Origin of the sequence: Bradyrhizobium sp. DOA1 (assembly GCF_001593325.1) — a bacterium.
In the GTDB taxonomy this organism is placed as follows: Bacteria; Pseudomonadota; Alphaproteobacteria; order Rhizobiales; family Xanthobacteraceae; genus Bradyrhizobium.
In genome coordinates this window covers 5,786,738-5,803,243 of sequence record NZ_JXJM01000001.1, presented here as the reverse complement: position 1 = coordinate 5,803,243, position 16,506 = coordinate 5,786,738, and the positions used below count along the sequence as shown (strand labels likewise).

General features: G+C 56.3%; 10 protein-coding genes. 3 read left to right on the top strand and 7 right to left on the bottom strand.

Annotated features, from left to right (window positions below):
• Window positions 1–202 precede the first annotated feature (202 nt).
• Window positions 203–1,153: an ArdC family protein gene (locus SE91_RS26745; protein ID WP_061849767.1), complete on the top strand. Its 951-nt coding sequence runs from the start codon at window positions 203–205 to the stop codon at window positions 1,151–1,153.
• 2,573 nt (window positions 1,154–3,726) lie between these two features.
• Complete coding sequence (locus SE91_RS26735) at window positions 3,727–5,346, top strand: amidophosphoribosyltransferase (RefSeq protein WP_245318546.1); 1,620 nt, start codon at window positions 3,727–3,729, stop codon at window positions 5,344–5,346.
• Between the two features lie 1,219 nt (window positions 5,347–6,565).
• Here the strand turns inward: SE91_RS26735 and SE91_RS36580 are convergent.
• Entirely contained in the window at window positions 6,566–6,967 is a 402-nt protein-coding gene (locus SE91_RS36580) for a hypothetical protein (RefSeq protein WP_156489804.1), read from the bottom strand.
• A 532-nt stretch (window positions 6,968–7,499) separates the two neighbouring features.
• Between SE91_RS36580 and SE91_RS38320 the strand changes: the two genes are divergently transcribed.
• Window positions 7,500–8,315: an effector protein NopP gene (locus SE91_RS38320; protein WP_502687155.1), complete on the top strand. Its 816-nt coding sequence runs from the start codon at window positions 7,500–7,502 to the stop codon at window positions 8,313–8,315.
• Window positions 8,316–9,336: 1,021 nt separating this feature from the next.
• Here the strand turns inward: SE91_RS38320 and sctV are convergent.
• From sctV to SE91_RS26695, 6 genes are all read right to left on the bottom strand, one after another.
• The gene (gene sctV / locus SE91_RS26725) at window positions 9,337–11,484 is read right to left on the bottom strand and encodes a type III secretion system export apparatus subunit SctV (protein ID WP_061849765.1); all 2,148 of its coding nucleotides are present in this window, start codon (window positions 11,482–11,484) and stop codon (window positions 9,337–9,339) included.
• Between the two features lie 10 nt (window positions 11,485–11,494).
• Window positions 11,495–11,914, bottom strand: a complete 420-nt coding sequence (gene sctY, locus SE91_RS37360) for a type III secretion apparatus assembly chaperone SctY (RefSeq protein WP_061849764.1) — start codon at window positions 11,912–11,914, stop codon at window positions 11,495–11,497.
• A 2-nt stretch (window positions 11,915–11,916) separates the two neighbouring features.
• Window positions 11,917–12,453: a hypothetical protein gene (locus SE91_RS26715; RefSeq protein ID WP_061849763.1), complete on the bottom strand. Its 537-nt coding sequence runs from the start codon at window positions 12,451–12,453 to the stop codon at window positions 11,917–11,919.
• Between the two features lie 35 nt (window positions 12,454–12,488).
• Window positions 12,489–13,382: a SctD/MshK family protein gene (locus SE91_RS26710; RefSeq protein ID WP_061849762.1), complete on the bottom strand. Its 894-nt coding sequence runs from the start codon at window positions 13,380–13,382 to the stop codon at window positions 12,489–12,491.
• Window positions 13,383–13,800: 418 nt separating this feature from the next.
• On the bottom strand, window positions 13,801–14,085 hold the full coding sequence (locus SE91_RS36575) for a hypothetical protein (RefSeq protein ID WP_156489803.1): 285 nt from the start codon (window positions 14,083–14,085) through the stop codon (window positions 13,801–13,803).
• Between the two features lie 602 nt (window positions 14,086–14,687).
• Window positions 14,688–16,370 (bottom strand): HrpF/NolX family T3SS translocon protein, encoded by a 1,683-nt coding sequence (locus SE91_RS26695; protein ID WP_245318615.1) that lies wholly within the window; start codon window positions 16,368–16,370, stop codon window positions 14,688–14,690.
• Between the last annotated feature and the right edge of the window lie 136 nt (window positions 16,371–16,506).

Sequence of the window (16,506 nt, the reverse complement as noted above, 5' to 3'; positions counted from 1 at the left end):
AGCGCCTTCGTCTGTACGCGCCGAAGCTATTCTTGCCTTGCATATTCACCAAACACATGCGCCCGCTGTGGGGCTGCCGTCGCAGCCGGTCAGATCTGCGCATAGCTCAGCAAGGGTCCGAGAGTTAAAGGGGAGTGCCTTCGAGGTGACGGGTTCATAGCCGCGAGAGAGTCTCGCCGGCGCCCGTTCTCGGAGATTAGCGATGTCCAAACGGCATCCTCGCAGCGGGACCGGGCAGAACCGGGCAGGCCTTTATGACGAAATTACCGGTAATATCATTGCCGAGCTCGAGGCCGGCCGAGTTCCATGGGTGCAGCCTTGGGGGACAGCGGCGGCAAAGGCCCCGCTTGCCATGCCGAACAATGCCTCGACCAAGCGGCACTACAGCGGCATCAATGTCCTGATCCTTTGGGGCGCGGTCATCGAGCGTGGCTTCGCTGGTCAGAGCTGGCTCACCTTCCGCCAGGCGCTCTCGCTCGGCGGTCATGTGCGCAAGGGCGAGCGTGGTACGACAGTGCTCTATGCTGACCGCTTCGTACCGAATGATGAAAAGCGCCGAGCTGCAGAGACCGGCGAGGAAGCGCTGTCGATTCCCTTCCTGAAGCGCTTTACAGTCTTCAATGCGGATCAGTGCGACGGCCTGCCTTCGGAAATCGCGGCTACTGCGCCTCCTCGGCAGCAGGGAATGATCGAGCCAGCTGTCGAAGCCCTGATCAAGTCGACTGGCATTGAGTTCCGCATTGGCGGTGATCGTGCCTTCTATGTGCCGACAGAAGACTATGTGCAGGTGCCGCCGCCGCAGGCCTACTTCGAGCCGATCAATTGGCATCGCACGGCGCTCCACGAGCTTGGCCACGCAAGCGGTCATTCTTCACGGCTCAACCGCGATCTCAGTGGCTCTTTTGGCACCAGGAAGTACGCGTTTGAGGAGTTGATAGCGGAGCTGTCCGCCGCGTTCTCCTGTGCCTCGCTCGGAATCGTTCCGACAGTACGGCATGCCGACTACATCGCCTCCTGGTTGGAAGTTCTGCGGGAGGACAATCGCGCGATCGTTCGTGCCGCAAGCCAGGCTAGCAAGGCCGCGGACTATATCCTCGGCTATTTGCCCGATGCGGTGATCGCCGAGACGATGGAGGGAGCTGAGGCCGCCTGAACCGCTTGTCTCAGGCTTCTCATGCAGAGCAAGAAGGATTGCCAGATATCTGCGACGGGTCGGAAGCCGAAAGAGGTCCTCGGCCGCCCGTCGTGGAGAAACGAACAGCTCAATGAACGACTCAATCGTCTTCGCGCGACATACCTTCAAACTGGTGTTGAGCCGGTCAGGCTTGAATGAATGCGGGGTAAAATCGAGCAACTCACATTGCCTAACGTGCCAATGCCGAAATCTCTCAAACGTTCGACGGGCCTGAAAGCCATTTAGCTTCTCGCGGCGCCACCTTCCTGGATTGCGGCCGATCATAAGATCAAAACATTGAGCTGACAGGAAAGCTAGTCCGATAGAGGCCGCGACATGCGTTCCACTCCACGCGCTACGCTCGCATTTTGATCAAGAAGTCGTTGACCTGCCCCCTCCAACGAACTCAGATTGTTGCTCAGCTTTTGGACGTTGTCCACGACCTGGGCGGCCGATGAGCCAGAGGCGCGCGACGCATCGTTGAATACGTCTATATCTCGGGATGCCTCGCCCGTATCCGACCCTTCCTTCGCTCCGCCGACGGGACGTGACTGAACTGTTCGTAGGCCAGTTCTGATACATCGCATTCTTTGGGGCAGGCGGTCACACCATCGACGATCAAGTGGCGGTCACTTTAAAGCAGCCTCGCGGCCCGCGATGCGCATGATCCAGTCGGTGCCCCTTCTAAAAATCGGTTGCCCGCCCATTCCGTCGCAGAACAGGTACTATTCGATAGCCACGCTACTTCAGTTCACGGAACCAGTCGGACCCGTTTGGACCTGCTTGCTGGAGCTCGCAGGATAGAGTTGGTACGCAATGCGCGTATGCGCGACAATGCAAATGCAGCCTACTTACAATCTTCGAGAAAAGGCCGCCAAAGGCGGCCCATGAAAGTCAGATTTCGCGCTAGGTCAAAAGTTCACATGAAAAAACCAGCCCCGAGTAAAACAGATAGCGATGCAGAACAGATAGCGATGCAAAACAGATCTGCGGTGCGAAAAAGCTACGACATTTTGCCGACGGACAGCAATATCATTTGCTCTGCGCCTACCGACACCGACAGGGGCTGGAGCGAAGCCTCCCGGTCAGCAAGGGATAGCGGCGGTGTTCAAAGCCGCTTGCGACCTGGCAGGAACACCCAATCCCAATCCTGACGCTCTCTGAATGTCGTCCCCTTGACGAGAGTTTGATCAGGATTCGGTCGGCGGATCAGAAACTCTATGGGACCAGCAACGGTCATGCGCGCTGTAAAAAGGGCCGCCTCGCGCACGAGCTTGATCAGTCCGCGGCCAGGACAGAGGATCGGAAGTTAAAGGTCAACTTTTTGTACTAACGGGGCGCGCTCATAGATGTCGCTACGTTCTAATACGACCGTCATTGTGCAACCGCAGCAAAAGTCGTGATCGGCCGAAAGCAGATAACTCCTCTTCAAGGCGGAGCTTTGGTGCTGGACCTTACCCGTCTCTGGGACTGGTGACATGGATGAAGTGCACCAGCTCAGCGCGGGCGTCGAACTCAATATCTGCTAAAACCATGATGACAGCTTCCGCACCGTTGCTTGCTTCCGCCGTGTGTGTCACGTGTCGCGGTGTATCTTGGTGCCAGCTCTTGCCCGGGGGCGCAGAAGCAGACGGATACGGTGAATAGTGGCACTACGTCCTCCCCTACCGCAATAGCCGATCAAACGTGTATCCCCCTTCCCCCCAGAGCTATGATACCTGCAATCATTGCTGGCGACGCAGCAATTAGCCAGATGATGGTTGAGCCCCGCACGCCCGAACGGGATGAGGTAAGCGCGACATTATAAACAATGGGTAAGAAAAACTGCCGCTGCTGAAATTGGTGGGCCCCGCCCGAGGCCGTCAATGCGGCGATGACCAAGAAGCTCATCGCCGGGCCGAGCCAACCGAAGACCAGAATGCGTCTCAAGTCGGGCATCCTCGTCAGCATCTTCAGCAATCTCGCCTGCGTTGATTACGAACAATAAAGTTATGCCAAGTCCGCGACGGGCGTTTTCGGCGAGAGTTGTTGTCGGGTTGATGATGTCCGCTTCTGCCCGTAACCGCCAAACCGGAGTTGGCCATGATGAGCGTTGCGATCGGTCGAACTTCTATGATTCAAACTGATGCGCAATGAATCCGCCGATTATGAATTGGCTGCCATCAAGCCGGTGCGACCGAGTAAGCCGCTGGCGTTCCCCTGGTGAACCTAACGAAACGAAACTCCGCGACATACAATTCGGTGCGCGAGGTCGGTCGGGAGAATGGGACAGAGCCGTCCAGAACATCGCCGACGTCCTGGTGTATCCTGAAGGAGCACTCACGCGTCGCGTTTCAGACAACGTGTCTGGATCTGAACCACGCGAGATTATCACGAACAAAATGGCGAGATTTTCTTCAGTCCCGTCGCACTGACGGCGCGAGCCGCGCCGCCTCACGACTGGTACGGCGCTTGCTTAACGAGAGACGGAGCCACGTCTTCATTGCTCGCGGTCAAATACATTCGCCTGTGATGACCCAAGGGCATCGATTCTTCAAGGAGGGGCTGAAAACATGTCCGGTATTGCTGCTGCGTTTCTATGCTCCTCAAGCAATTCACGGGCAACGGTTTATGATCAGCTCAAGCACATGGTTCCGAAACTTACTCTTCGTGGGCAGGCGGGAATCGGTGTCGCAACTTTTATGCATAAGGAGGGTGTTCGCTACGCTAGCGCGCTTCAGACATCGTGCGATTCGGTGCTCATCGAGAACGGTGAAGACGATCCGAACTTTAGACCCCATGTTGCAATCGCTCATATCCATAGCAAACGCCGCGGGATCAGCGGTGGCGACCTTCAGCCAATTCATATAAATGCGGGCACTAGCCGCCATTTGTCAATTTCTATGGATGGCGCTTTGGTCAACGGCGGAGAACTCAGGGGAGAATTGCTCGCGCAGGGCCGTAGGTTAAGCGGCAACACAGACGCTGAGCTCTTGCTGAAGTGGATTGAATGCTCTTGTCAAAGAGACTTCTGGCGGCACGGCCTACCCGTCAACTACGAAAAAATCTTTCGGGAGATTGATGGGCGGTTTGATGGCGCAATTAGCGCCCTTATTCTAGACGGAGAGGGGAATCTCATTGCGTACCGTAATCGACGTGGCTTGCGACCACTGGAAGCAATGCAAACGGTTGACGGGTGCTTGCTCTTTGCTTCGGAAAATTGTGCCTTTTCCGGCCTAGAGGGTAAGAACGAACGGATCTTGCCGGGGCACATCAAGTTTGTAGACGGGAAAACGGGGCATTGCGTTGAAGGTCCCGTGAGCAACCGGCGATACAAAGCCAAACTCTGCGCCTACGAAACTCTCTACTTAGGAAATCCGAACACATCGATCGAAGGCCAATCACATCTCGAAACCCGTTATAACATCGGGTTCGCCCTTGGTGGCATTGTTGCGAAGCGACTGCAAAAAGAACCGAGCTCGGCGCCCATTATTGTTTCCTCCATGCCGCATACTGGGGGGCCGTACGCCGACGGCCTGTTTGCATCTCTTGCCGACTACGGCGTGTTCGCCCAGCGTCAGGAAGTCGCCGCAACAAAATCTCTTCAGCGAACTCTCATTGGCACATTCAGCGACCGAAGGTCTCGCATTGCTCAAAAGTACCGCGCCTTTGGAAATGGCCTTGCGAATAGTACAATAATAATGGTCGATGAGGCCCTCATTCGTGGGGACACGAGCGAGGCTGTCACGAGTATGCTGCTTACGGCGGGAGCCAAGGCCGTACATTGGGCGTTTGGATCGCCCCCTATAGTGGCTCCGAACTACTACGGCATGGGTATCGATACGCTAGATGAATTGGCATTTTGGCGGATATGGAAAGAATTGTCGCCCGAACAGCGCAAGCAAGCACTTCGCTTCCACAGAATGGAGTTGCAAGTTCTCGAGACCATCGAAAGTGGCATTGCGGCATCTATCAACGCAGCCACGATAACATATCTGCCTTTCCTGCTCCTAAGATCTTTGCTGCCCCGGACGCAAAGCGGCTTCGATTTGTCACCGTTTACGTTCGAGATGCCAACCCCTGCAGGCCAAAAGCGGGCCGAGAGAAGCTTGCGCGAATTAATGGCCGATGTTCGATGCTCCGAATCGCCCCCCTCTTGTGACCAGACGATGAAAGCCGCTCTTAGTCTTTGATTGTCGGCTCAAGGATGCGCAGCACGGCGTGGCCCGAGGCGATTGAGAACTGACGAGAGCGACGCTTGGCGGCGGCCCAGGTTCTTGGCTTAAATTATCTGGGATTATCGCGGCGCAGTCCAGGCCGACAAAGCGACATCGGCTCCGTTCATGAAAGGCGCGATGTCTGTGGATGTGCTTCTGCGAAGGCGGCTCATCCGGCAACTCCATGTGAGACGATGCTTGCTTCCAAATAGCATGCAACGCTCATTATCAATTTATCGCATTTTACCTCAGTTTCTTGGATCGCCCTCACTGCATGACAGCGCTTTACAAGCGAACCTCGCGCGCCTTGAGGTGAAAATCGCCATAGCACACTTCACCCTGCCATACGTAAGGGCCCTTTGGGGCGGTAGACCAATCCGAATCTTTTTATCTTTGTCGCGCCATGGATGCCCGGCTGACATTTCAATGTTGAGAGCCTGACAACGTGTCGCGGCCCATTGCAGTGCGTCGATCGGCATGCGTGCGTGTTTCTTTCACGTTGCGCAAGGAAGAAGATATTTCACACGTGGCACGCCGATGCTGGAATGTCAAAGGGCTGCCAACTGCAAGCTGGTCGTAGCGCCAGTGGAGAGTGAGCTTATGTTTTCCGAGTTTGAAGCCAGTCCATTATCCGGGAAGTCAAGAGGCTCAGTCTTCCGCATTCTCGGATCAAACATCTTGCCCGGCTAGATATGCACAAGCCGGAGATGACGTGATTCTGGAAGGCATTTTTGCTGCGAGACTCTGCAAGAGCCAAAGGTCCGGGGAAAGTGCTTTCCACGACGAGATCGGCGCCAATCACCCCGTCCCTACCTCGAGTACATCTTATGTATCAGAAAGGCGCGCGAGGTGTTCTGGTCGAACCCAATCCTGAATAGGGGGCACTGATCCGAACGGCGCGACCGAGAGACGTTCTCATTCCGGCAGTTGGCTTGCCTGCTCCGCAGGCGTTCGCCACGCTCTTCATCGGAAGCGCCCATGACGTTCCTCTGTGGATGAAGCGGATGTCAAAAATTTCGGCGACTTCGATGGCTTGGGAGGTATACGCGACCGCATCGAAGTGAGCGCTGTCGGCATCAACGATGCTGTTGATCCCTTATGTAGCCAAAATCGACTTTTTATCGATCGATTGCGAAGGACTGGATCACGATCTGATCAAAGCCGTCGAATACGAGCGGATCAGACCCGATGTCATTCAGTGCGAGCCGCGTGAGCTTTTTCTTGAGAGCAACAGGGCACGGATCATCATCTGATGGAGTGTAGGTCTTACCGGCTTACTGCAATGACAGACATCAACGTCATCTTCGAGCGAGTGACTTGATGCAGCTGTATCGCCAAACCCCAACACCTCCCGGATAGTGTCGCCGTAACATCCGACTCGTCGGGCATTATGCGCGGACAGCCGATCAGAAGGTTTCACAGTTTCGGCTGATGCATGCTCGGCCTTCTTGCGGGGCGATTGCTGGATTAGGCGAAGCAGGATCGCGCTGGCGGCGACCATGGTCAAAGAGGAGCGCTCTTGAACCATGCGCAGCCGGTACTTGGGCTTCGAATGCCCCGTTGCATTCGGCTTAATCGCGCCAGCCCTGGCGGCCATGATCTCCCTTTGTAGACCGGATAACGATTTGGGTTGGATAATGGGGCGTGAACGCCCGGATGGCCCTTCCTCCCGACCTTTGATCTGCGCGCTGTTCGATCTGCCATTTCAGGGCGACGTCCCGCACAATCGTCGTCTTCGCCCGCGGGTGTTGAGTGAACCAAGCACTCGTCCAGTTTGGTGTGGATGCCTGATGTGAAGCGCCTATTACCGAGCTCCTCAGGCACCGATCTGAAGCGGCATGGGAACGTCGGCTGCGGCAAAGCCGCTGCTGGGATCTTGTGAGCGCCAAGCCAAATGGCCGAACTAGACGACAACGAGCAACAGGCGCAATCGGCTGCCATCGTATGAAGAGAGCTGATGCCAGCGGAGTTGATGAGGGCGGTCCGAAGAGGATCGCACGAACTGCGCGCGATCACAGCTAGCACCGTCAGCCCGCCTGACCTCCATTTATCTGCTGGCGTCAGCTTGTGGACAGCTAAGCTGTCTAAGGGGGGATAAGGTCGAATGACCTGCAAGCAATGCAACACGTATGATCCAAAGGAGCAGGGTCGCTATGTACGGGCGAATTAACGATTGGTCCGGTAGTTCCTCGTATGAAAACTACCATGCTGAACACTCAGATTCCGAAAACCAAGACTTTTCGGATGCATTCTCTCGGATGCGATTGGAGGATGCAGCTGGTAGCTCATCTTCGCGCTATTCTCTCTCTTCAAGTCCGCCTGTGGTCGAGATCGACAGAGCGACATTCAGGAGAGAAGTGAGGAACTTTCATGGCGAGGAAATCAACCGAATCGCCAACAATCCACACGAGTACTCCCAATTCGTATCGGATAGAGCCAGGCGCACATCGGAGGTTGCCAAGGACTATAGCATTAGAAGAGACTCTGATGATGCCCGATATTACAGCTACCAATTGGGTAATAGGAGCGTAGGGCTCCAAAGAACGGAGCCGGGATTCCCCATGACTGACTTCGAAAGCAACAGGTGGCGAGAACAGTTCCCCGGAGCAGATAGCGTCACCTCAATTGTCGATTTCCAGGTTGCTCATCCGCTGGTTACAAACGCTGGCGATATTCTGCTCGAGCATCAACTTCGGCAAGACGGCGAACGGCCCTTGGTGAACTGGCGTCCTGCCAACCCAGAAGCGAAAGCCCGGGCACAGAGCATGGGGTTCGTTGAAGTCGATGAGGACGACATGGTGCTCGATGCAGCCAGGTCCGGAAAGTGGAAAATCAACGACGACGGTAAATGGCAGCGTGAAACTAATTCTCAGCGTTATCTATCTAAAGTTGACAGTGATGATGAGGCTGCACAAGCGTCCGATTCGGATGGTGACTTCATGTAACGTGGATCAGCAAGCATTCTTTCGAGATGGTCGGCTTACAGTCGAGGGTTGAGCCCAGCGAAGCCGATCACCTCGCCTGGATGAGGGAGCTGTAAAGACAGCACCGCGGCGCTTATGAGCTGCGGGCGATGAATACGTCAACAAAGCCCCGGCTTCAGGTCGGGGCTTTTCATTAGCACCCTGGAAAAGAAGAATCATTCGCGCGGCAGGCGGCATTATGACGGTTGCTCGAGGAGTACTGTGCGTCAATGTTCAAAATCAGAGCGGTTAGGATTTCTCGGTTTGATGAGGTAATCTGAGGGCAACGAGTGTCTTCGGCCGCTTCGGTTGAACACGCCAAAAAGATGTCACCGATGTCGTTCCAGTGGGTAACACTATGACAACTTCGCGTCCAGCGCAGGCATTTAAGGCGGACAGCACCAGATCCTGCCTGCTACTTGCGCGATTCAGCCATTGCGATTAGGACCGTTTGGCTGGGCGGCTGGTAGTGTCCTACTGTGTAACGGTTGCCCGCCTCAGCAAGCGCGATCGACAGCTCGAGGTGGCTGCGCAGCATAGGATTGTTGGGAGCCATTGCGAGAGCTCGCCGATAACGCTCGTGCCTCACGGTGGCGCCCCTCGTCATCGAGTACAACCCCCGTTCGCGCATTCAACACGGGCTGGACTGCAGGGCCTGACAAGTAGAACTTGTCAAGCACCTCAAGTGCCTCTTCCGAGCGCTTGTGCGCCAGCAGGGCTCAGGAGAGGGAGCGCAAGCACGTCGCCTCGTTGCTGCTTCAGCGTTTCGCTCAAAGTCTCCCGGCCAGCACCCGCTGGAGAGCGGAAGCAATGCGTTCGTGCATAGCAGGATCGACCTCGTTGTTGCTGCCTAGTGGATCTGGAGTGGGCATTTGCTGCGGTCAAAAAGCGGTCTTAGGCGAATCTCTGAGTAGCAGAAAGGTAAGCGTAGCAGGGATGGCTGAGTACAACGTCGAACCAAAGGAGAAGAATTCGCCGTCCGAGTTAACTGATGCAAAATAAACTACGATTTCGCGACCACCTGCTGTGCTTTGTTAGCTGGCTGCGGCGATCGCGTCACGACGTCGCCTGAGGGAGTATTATGTTTTGAAGCTTCGAGCTTGACCGATCCAATCGGCTGGACCGTAAAATCCGGAGCGAGATCTTGATACGACAGGACAGGCAGGTCGATGCCGTTGCGGATCAGGAAACCCCGGAGGAAACGCCGGATATCCATTGAACCCAGAATGACGGGTTGGTTCTGACCACGTGCAACGCTCGAATTGATCTTGCGGAACTGCGAAAGCAACATTTCGCTCTCGCGATCCTCCAAAACCAGATAAGGCCCCACAGCGGTGTCGCGCACTGCACCGCGCACGATATCCTCGGTTTGACGCTCAACAATAAAGGCCGCCACCACACGGTGGTCGTTGGCATAGCGATGACAGATCTGTCGCTTCAGACCGGAGCGAACATATTCGGTGAGCAGGACGACATTTTGTTCGCGCTCGCTCCATTCCGCCAGCGCCTCAAGAACTAGACGAGTGTTGCGAATGGGAATTCCCTCGTCCAGTAAGCGGCGCAGGACATCGGCGATCCGAGGCACCGGGGTCGTGCGCAGTACCTCCTTCACAAGATCGGCATATTCCTGCTCCATGCGGCCGAGCAATTGCCGGGTCTCCTGAATGCCCACCAGGCGCTGTGCATAGCGGGTGAGGGTCGACTGCACGCGCAAGGCGATGACTTCGCTCGCACGGTGATGCCCTATTCCGGCTGCTCTAAGAGCCGGCGCATGACCTTGTTCAATCCAGACCCGATTTGTCTCTAAGTCTTTGCGAAAAGGGATGCCGCTTAATTCAATGTTCGCGACGTCATCGTTGAGCAGGAGTTGTATCGGGTCAACAAAATCTCGCCCGACAGGCACTCCCTCAACATCTACCCTGAACTCCGATTCCGCTAAGTGCTTGTCGGCTTGGACGGGAATGCGGGGAATTGTGATACCAAGATCAGATGAGACGAGTGCCGAAATCTGCCCGATAGACTGCTCGAGTTCCTCTTTATCGATCCCATGTGAGAGATTTGGTGCGAGGAATAGCGCGATCGGCAGTGCCTCTGTAGGGACGGCTTGCTTCGGAGCCTGTAGTGGAGCTGGAGGTGAACCGGTGGTACTATCGCCTGCCTTGGCCGCGGCCTGCTCGCCGTCTACACCAACATTGACAAAGCTTGCTGCACCGAAGAGCGCGGCAAGCATGATGAACGGAGGCAAAGGGAAGCCCGGCACGAGCCCCATCACAATCAAGACGCCAGCGGCCAACCGGAGCGCTTGTGTGCTGGCCGTCAGTTGGCTGACGATATCGGCACCGAGCTTCAACTTGGAAGGACCATTGACGCGGGTGACAATGGTTGCTGCTGTAATTGATAGCAGCAGAGCCGGAATTTGCGAAATTAGCGCGTCACCGATGGTCAAGATCGTATATTGATGGAGTGCCTCCTCAAGGGGCATGCCCTTGGAGAGCAAGCCGATTGTAATGCCGCCCAGCATGTTAATGCCGATGACTATGAGCCCGGCAATAGCGTCGCCCTTCACGAATTTCATAGCGCCGTCCATGGCACCGTGAAGTTGGCTTTCTTGCTCCAGTGCGGCCCGCCGGCGGCGAGCTTCGTGCTGATCGATGTGCCCGTTGCGCAGTTCCGCGTCGATTGCCATTTGCTTGCCGGGCAGCGCGTCGAGCGTGAAACGCGCCGACACTTCTGCGACCCGTTCGGCGCCCTTGGCGAGAACCATAAACTGCACCATGGTCACAATTAGGAATATGACCAATCCGACAGCGATATTGCCTGATATGACGAAGTCGCCGAACGTATGAATGATGCTGCCGGCATCGCCCTCAGCGAGGATCAACCGCGTCGTTGCGACTGTAAGAGCCAGACGAAAGACGGTGGAGATAAGGATGACACCCGGCAAGGACGAAAAATCAAGTGGCGTCTTGAGATGAAGTGCTACCATCAGCAGCAGTACGGCAAAACCGAGGTTGAATCCGATCAGCATGTCGATTACCACGATCGGGATCGGCATGATCATCATTCCGATCGCCAAAAGAAGCATCAAGGCGACCATCAAATCCGGGTTAGCCGGCGCGCGCACAATGAGAGTACGTAGTACGTTGGCCATGAGAAGCCGACTATCGTTTGTTTGGAGCTGCGCTGCTCCGCAATGAAACATAGGTCTTGAAGATTACTCGAGCTTCGGCCATGCGACCGGCGTTGCGCAGCGCTTGGCTGCGCAAGACCATCAAAGGCAGACGCGAAGACGGCTGATCGTCAAGTTCGTCTAGCCTATCCAAAGCCGCAAGTGCTTCATCACCCTGGCCCTCTGAGATGAGAGCGTAGACCAGAATGCGGAGTAACTCGACGTCCTGAGAATGTTCGTGAGCTACGATTCGCAAGAGCGCCAGGCTCTGTGCGCTCTGACCGCATGCAAGATGGACATAGGAAAGCGCGCAGAGCAAATCACGCTCGGTCCTAGAGATTGGCAAGACCTCAGCGGCGTTTGAAACTGGCGGCGGCGGTGTGAGGTGTTGCTCTCCGTCAAGCTTGGCCATCGCTAGCCTTTGATCAAGCCGTTGTGATTCTGCTGGAGCAGGAGTAGCCGCCCCAACTCCAGCTGCAAAATCTCGATGTCTTCCCTTGGCGCCGAGCCATCTGCCGCGGCCGATAGCGTATCCGCCAAACGCTCCAGAAGAACGCCCTGCTTCTCTGGGCGCAGAACATCCGAGTGACGTAGGCGGGGCGCGACGAAGGAGAGCAGGTTGTTCGCGAGGTTGGGGCCGTTAAAGCAGGCAATTTCTGGACCTGGCTCGATCTCACTGATCCGGGTGCCCGCCTGATTGACATTGGTGCGTGAAACCGGATCGACTGAGTTAAGCTGCAGGGCTGTCTCAATCGTAGCGCCAACAGCCACATCTTGCTGGTCCGTATCCCGCAAAATAGTGTGGCTTCTCCGGCCATTTGCATGCGATAGCTCGATTTTGCTGGCCTCGGCTTTAGGAGTGGTAGGCGTGGTGGTAAGTGTCTGATCGTCAACGTTCGCCCCCCGGAACGAGGCCCAAGGCTCTACCAATTGCTGGGGCAGCCTGGTCATGACACTTTCCTTCCTTCTTCGCGGCGGCTGAAAATCTAATAGGGGAGAGCAACAAGCCGGCCATTCCGGCTCAGGAGCACACGTCGTTCCCCAATGTCATTGACGGTCCATCCATTATTCAACAGCGCGCCCACGAAATACTTTTGACCGGCGATGACCATATATGGATCACTCCCGCGCCAAACGGCCTCGACAGCAATTGAGGACGGCGTCTTTTCCTCCTTGGCGGCTACCGCATTGATGAGAACATATGCGCCCTTGCGATCGTGATCGAACCGTTCCTGGATTTCCCGCCATTTAGGGATCGAGGCGGGCGTCACGCTACCGTCGGCAGCGACAACACCTGGTTCGGATCTGACTTTGATATTGAAAAGGCCAGCTTTATCAACTTCCTCTTGCAGCCATTGAGCAGCTGAATCGGTTGTCAATGCATCAGCACCGTTAGATGCCAGCTTGGGTGCAACTTCCACGGCAGGGGGCGAGTCGGTTTTCAGGGCAACAGCGCCGTCCGTCTGGACCAAACTGGTTGAGACTGCCCCGACCGCGACAGAGCTGATCAGGACCGAGACGAATGCGGCGGTCCATCCGACCCATCGGCCAATAGAGCCAGCTTGTCTACAATCCGGTATCGACCAGCGTATAGACATGTCCCCCGCGTGCATGACGGCCGGGAGAGGGACAACAATGTGATCGTTCGCAGAAGTATTCTCGTGTCCCTCGACCATGACGTCCCCGGTAAGAGGCTCAATTTCGATCGAGTTACGATTTGGGGTGATACGAAAGTGATGGCGTTCGAGGCCTTGTTCAATGAAGACCAGATCAGCATCCAGGCCGCTGCCAATCACAGTAGATACCATACCCACTTTGCCGGTTAGCCCCGAATAAAGCCCCGACAGCACTTCGAAATGCGTGGAATTTGGTTCGTTCACGGTCGAAAGCCTCCCAAGAGCGAAGGCAGCCGTACGGCAAAGCCGTACGGCTTATCGCAGCTTCATCGATTCCGCAGGAGCGAGAGGTGGGGCGACAGCGTCGTCCCACCCCATCCTTTACTGCACTCGCTCGTCGGCTACTTTCTTGATGGTCGTGAGGTTCGTTGAAACGACGCGAAGTTCAACGTCTCTTTCAGTCGCCTGCGTGCTGGCGGTCGTCAGAGCGGTGATCTGCCCTTGGAACGCAGCCTCTGCGGCCACGTCCGCCGCCCCGGCGCCGGCCGCCGCAGAGACAGTGCCAGCAGCCCCGGTTGCAGTCGAGGTATGAGATGCACCAACATTAGGCATGTTATTTCTCCTCTTTCGGAATATTGCCGCTACCAGCGGCTCCTGTTTCCTGACGGCGCAATATGCGACGTCAGGAATTCTCCTCTGTCTCGGCCATGGTATCCTGGAAACTCGTCATGGCATTGTTTGCAAGCTGGAAGGCCACCGCTCCGAGAGCGACGTTGAACGCTTGTCGCAAAGCGGCATCATGCGAGCCACTGTCTGGATTAGACGCCGCGTTGACAGGACCGCTTGCACTAGGCGATCGGTCATGTTCGTCATGGGGGTCACGTGTGTGCGCCCCTTTTTTGCCGCCACGAGCCGCATGGAGGTCAGTTTCAAGGCCCGCGCCGGCGTTTGAACTCGGAATGCGCATCGGGTTCTCCTATCTCGATTCGATCCATCCAAGGGAGGCGATCTCCACAATCCTATTGTCGGGGCGTTAGCTTTCGACAAGCTGACGAGGGGCAGAAAAATGTGGCTGGTTTTGCCGGATCGAAATCCGAGTTGAGAGCGCCTCAACAGGCAGAGATCAGATAGTTCGTGCCAACGAAAGCCCATCCTGATCATCGGACCGCTTGAGCCGTGCGGCCTCGCGATCATCAAACGAACTGTCTTGACACGAAGATCAACACCTCAAGGGATAAAAAGCTGAGCGGAGATGTTCCGGCTCACCATCGCCGCCACATCTCCACCTCCTTCGGCATTTGCTCGCGGTCAGGTCGTCGGAGACGACGTGCCTCGAAGGCAACCGGAATTGCTAAGGTTGCTGGGACGATTGAACTCACGGTTGTGCGACGCTTTCACCGCAGATCGATTACTTTCTCGCTGCGCCGGCGCGGCGTCGACCGACTAAACAAGTCACCGGCGGTGTGCGTGAGGAGCTCCAAGATGCTGACAAAGCTTGCGGGGCCCATCCACGCGGAGGCCGCGCAAGCTCGCCCAGCTCCTCGACGCGACTAAAAAGAGCCCACCTGCCTAAGTGTAAACGCCTTCAGCTTGCATGCCCTCTGACTCAATGCGCCCCTTTACGTTGTTCAAATAGTCCTCCGCGTAAGACTGAGCCATCGAAACCGGCAGGCTGACGCCAGCCGTCGCGGCCTCCTGGATTGCCTGTTTCGCCAAGCCTTCGCGCATAGCTATTTTTACCTCCGGGCCGGAGATACAGCCGACCGCCTGCGCCGCAAGACTGAGCCCCGCTTCTTCCAGCGCCTGCTTTAGGTTGCCGCCTGTGATGGCGGTGTGCAAGAGATTGGCTGCTTGCGACTCGCTCTCGAGCACCATTGAGGCGAGATCCGTCAATTCGCCCAAGCCCGGGATGAAACCAAGTACACCAACTGCCGTCGCTGCCCAGTCGAGCACGTTCGAACCCACCTTCAGCACGCCGTCAAGCGCGTGCATGAAAGCGCCTCCGTTTTTTTTGGGTGATTTGATGTCGGGCTGATCCGTCACGCCCATCATCATGTCTGCGACGGCGGACTGCTCGACAGCCGTTTGAGCGACATGCGTCTTCAACTGGTGAGCGGTTCGGTTTGCTGCCGACATGTTGTTGAAGAACTGCTTGAAATCGTTGTTGCTGATGTTGCCGGAATCAACGGTATGGCCTCCGCCGAAGTCGAAGAACTTGTGGTGGGTATGATAGCCGGTGATCGCATTGTTCATTAGGCCGAAGATGAGAGGATCCGAGAGCAACTGGGAGGCCGCCTTTCGCACATCCGGAGCGAGACTCTTATCATCGACCATGCTCGCCAGCTTGTCGCGGGTTAGGTCACCCTTCTCGAAAAAAGCCCCTTGGTTCTTGTTGATCGTACCTAGCGTATCCAACTCGGCCTGCGTCAGGTTCATCGATGATGAAGCAACCTGCAAGAAGTCCTCTTTGTGAACTTTATCTACCGAGCCACCGTACAACTGTTTCCATTCGTCCGGATGACTAAGGAAGTATTGCGCCGCCGCGAGAACCTGAGGGGGGGATTTGCCGGTTTTGGCCTCGCCATCGACGATCTGCTGGAAATCGGCCAGGCTCAGGTTCTTCGGCAGGTTATCGGAATACAGGTAGAGTTCGCGTAATGCATCAGTCTGGGTCATGACCGATGGCTGGCCATTTCCGGTGCCATCCGATGGAATGTAGTTATGCTCGTAGCTCTGGGCCTGCTGCCCCTGGAATGCGGCAACCTGTGAGTGATGGTCGGAAAAGCCGGAGAGATCGCCTGCCTTGATCTTTCCGCCGCAGCGGCCATCGCCTTGCGAGCCTATTGCATAGAAGAGCTCCGGGTCCTGCTGCAGTTCCTCGATCGCCCCCTTTAGATCCGGCGGTGTCGAGGGATCGTTGGCCAAATCTCCGAGAGACTTCCAATCGAGCGGACATTTGTCTTTATGGCGGTTCAGCACCGACACAATCCGCAACTCGGCATCAGTCAGCGTGCCGCTGTTCCATGTGATCCTTGAGCTGGGTACCGGCTCGGTTGCACTCGCAGCGGGGCTGCCAGCAGAGGGGGGCTCCGGGGCCTGCCCAGATGCAACCAGTGCGGCCCTGAGATCTGGTGGTAGGATATTCCACGCCTCGTGCGCGAGTCCCTCCGCTAATTGTTTGGCCGACTCTGCCGGCGACAGATCTTGTGGCGCGGGGCCGACGGTATCTTTCAAGGAGTAGTTCGCCAGCATCGTCTCGAAGCTAGAAAGCTCCTGCGCCGACGGCAGCCCGGGAGCAAGCCCTGAGAAAGCTGCGGTTGAAGTAGGGGCTAGCGATAGGTCGGTGAGTGACATTATACATCCTGTGGTATGAGATTGCGCCACGGTC